General features: G+C 63.2%; 3 protein-coding genes. 2 read left to right on the forward strand and 1 reads right to left on the reverse strand.

The window, feature by feature from the left end; genetic code table 11:
• The first annotated feature begins 394 nt into the window (after nucleotides 1-394).
• Both EN964_RS32430 and EN964_RS32435 read left to right on the forward strand, forming a co-directional pair.
• A complete protein-coding gene (locus tag EN964_RS32430) occupies nucleotides 395-700 on the forward strand; it encodes a BA14K family protein (RefSeq protein ID WP_127268086.1) in 306 nt (101 codons plus the stop codon).
• Between the two features lie 182 nt (nucleotides 701-882).
• Nucleotides 883-1,242: a hypothetical protein gene (locus tag EN964_RS32435; protein WP_127268085.1), complete on the forward strand. Its 360-nt coding sequence runs from the start codon at nucleotides 883-885 to the stop codon at nucleotides 1,240-1,242.
• On the opposite strand, the gene bhcR is transcribed toward EN964_RS32435, so the two are convergent.
• Nucleotides 1,243-2,064 carry an HTH-type transcriptional regulator BhcR gene (gene bhcR, locus EN964_RS32440; protein ID WP_127277289.1) on the reverse strand — a complete coding sequence of 274 codons (822 nt, stop codon included), beginning with the start codon at nucleotides 2,062-2,064 and terminating at the stop codon, nucleotides 1,243-1,245.
• Between the last annotated feature and the right edge of the window lie 107 nt (nucleotides 2,065-2,171).

Here is a 2,171-nt window from a genome sequence, read left to right on the forward strand (position 1 = left end):
GGTCGACCCCCACTCCGTCTCGGCTTCGCCGATCCACCTCTCCCCCGATCGACGGGGTAGAGGAAAGGCGCCAAGCTTTTGCCGTCAGCGCTCGTCCAGCAACGCTCCTTTCCTTTCCCTCCGGAGGGGGAAAGGTGGCGCTGCGAAGCAGCGACGGATTGGGGGAACCACGTGGTAATCAGGCATCGGGCAGATCAGAAGGTATGTGCATAGCGTAGACGTCCATCGGGGGAGATCTGCATCGTCAATGTTCTCGCCAACCTCTTCCCGTCGCCGTCACAAAGACCTTCGATCCCAGAAGATCGACAAAAGATTCGAACCTTTTTCCTGGCTGCGACGACAGATGATCAAGAGGCGGATGGATCGCCTCGGTCAACGAAGCAAGGAGATCGTCATGTTCAAGAACACACTCGTTTCCGGCCTTATCGCCACCGCCGTCGCCGCCGCCACGCTGGCCGGCACCGTGCAGCCTTCGGCCGCTCACAGCCATCACCACAATCACGGTCTCGGTATCGGCATTGCCGCCGGCGTCGGCGGCTTTGTCCTCGGCAGCCTGCTCGCCCAGCCGCGCACCGTCTATGTCGACGAAGGCGGCGGCTCGTGGCATGTCCGCCGCTGCTACGATCGTTATGCCAGCTACGACGCGGACTCCGATACCTATCTCGGCCGCGACGGATACCGCCACTACTGCCGTCTTTAGAGGGGAGGACCGTTTCAGCAACAGAGGGGCCCATGCGAGCCCCTCTTCTGCTGTCTGGATGGTAGCGGTGCGTGCTCCACCGGCCGATTCAGCGCAGAAAGGATTGGCCTGGGCGGCAGACCGGGCGGTGTACAGAGATTTTCCGAGCGTCTATTCTGACCGCGAAACGCGGGGAGAGACCTTTGGACGAGCAGGACCCCAGGGAAGATCTGGTCGAAACGGTTTTCCGCAACGGCACCGTCACTGCCGTCGGCATCCTGCTGGCGTTTTCGCTGGGCTTCATCACGCATTGGGCCGCCAACCCGATCCCGTGGCAGACCTACCATCTTGTCGCCGTCCTGCCGATCCTGGCCGGCATTGCCTTGCAGATGCGGGCGCTCTCGCTGCTGCTCGACACGAAATGCCTGCAACGGCGCATCTATGAACGCGCCAACCGCATCTTCATGGCCGGCCTGATATTCACCGCCTGTGGCGTCGGCATGGCCATCCTTCTCGATTTCTTTGATATCGCGACCAGGAGCGCGCTGCCCGGGACGGGCTGATCAGCCGGCTCGCACGCCGCCGATCATCCTGGTCACCTCGGCGGCGGCATCGCGCACCAGCGGGCCGATCTCGGCCAACCGCTCCGGCGTCACCCGCACCGTTGGTCCCGACACCGAGACGCCGCCGATCGGCTCGCCGAATTCATTGAAGATGGCGGCTGCCACGCAGCGCATGCCGGGGTGCCGCTCCTCGTCGTCGACCGACCAGCCGCGCAGCTTGATCCGCGCCAGATCGTGGGCAAGCGACGAAATGTCGGACAGCGTCCTCTCCGTGAAGCGCTGCAGGCCTGCCTTGCGCAGGATGCTTCCGACGCGCTCCGGCTCGAGATGCGCCAGCACCGCCTTGCCGATGCCCGACGCATGGAAGGGACTGCGTGTGCCCGGACGGAAGAAGGCGCGGATCGCCTGGTGCGTCTCGACCTGGCTGACGAAGACCACGCAATCGTCCTCGGCGACGCCGAGATTGGCGGTCTCGCCGGTTCTTTCCATCAGCTCTTGCATGACCACACGCGCGCGGTCGACCAGCTTGCGGCGCCGCAGGAAGGCCGCGCCCATGCGGTAGGTCTCGACGCCGATCGACCACAGCTGGTCTGATGTGTCGAATTCGACCATGCCGTGGTTTTGCAGCGTCGTCAGCATGCGGTAGGCGGTGGAGGCGGCAAGGCCGCTTTGTGCCGATATCTCGCTCAGCGACAGGCCGCTGCCTTCCGCGACAATGGCCAGGATGCGCAGTGCCCTGTCGAGCGACTGCACCGAAGTGGCGTCCGAGGGCCCGTTGAAAGCGCGCGGCCGGCCGCGCTGCCGTTTTTCGGTCGTTTCCATGCCGCCATTCTCGGTCGTTTCGCAAAATGCGCAATGAAAAAGTTTTTCACTACGATCGCTACCCGAGTTCTTGGAAAACAGAAAACCAAATAACATCAGAATGATAA

Source organism: Mesorhizobium sp. M7A.F.Ca.CA.001.10.2.1 (assembly GCF_003998575.1).
Lineage (GTDB): Bacteria > Pseudomonadota > Alphaproteobacteria > Rhizobiales > Rhizobiaceae > Mesorhizobium.

What these genes read in the sequence shown, in the direction of transcription:
- bhcR (WP_127277289.1), bottom strand. Translation starts at nt 2,064, where the DNA reads ATGGAAACGACCGAAAAACGGCAGCGCGGCCGGCCGCGCGCTTTCAAC.
- EN964_RS32430 (WP_127268086.1), top strand. Translation starts at nt 395, where the DNA reads ATGTTCAAGAACACACTCGTTTCCGGCCTTATCGCCACCGCCGTCGCC.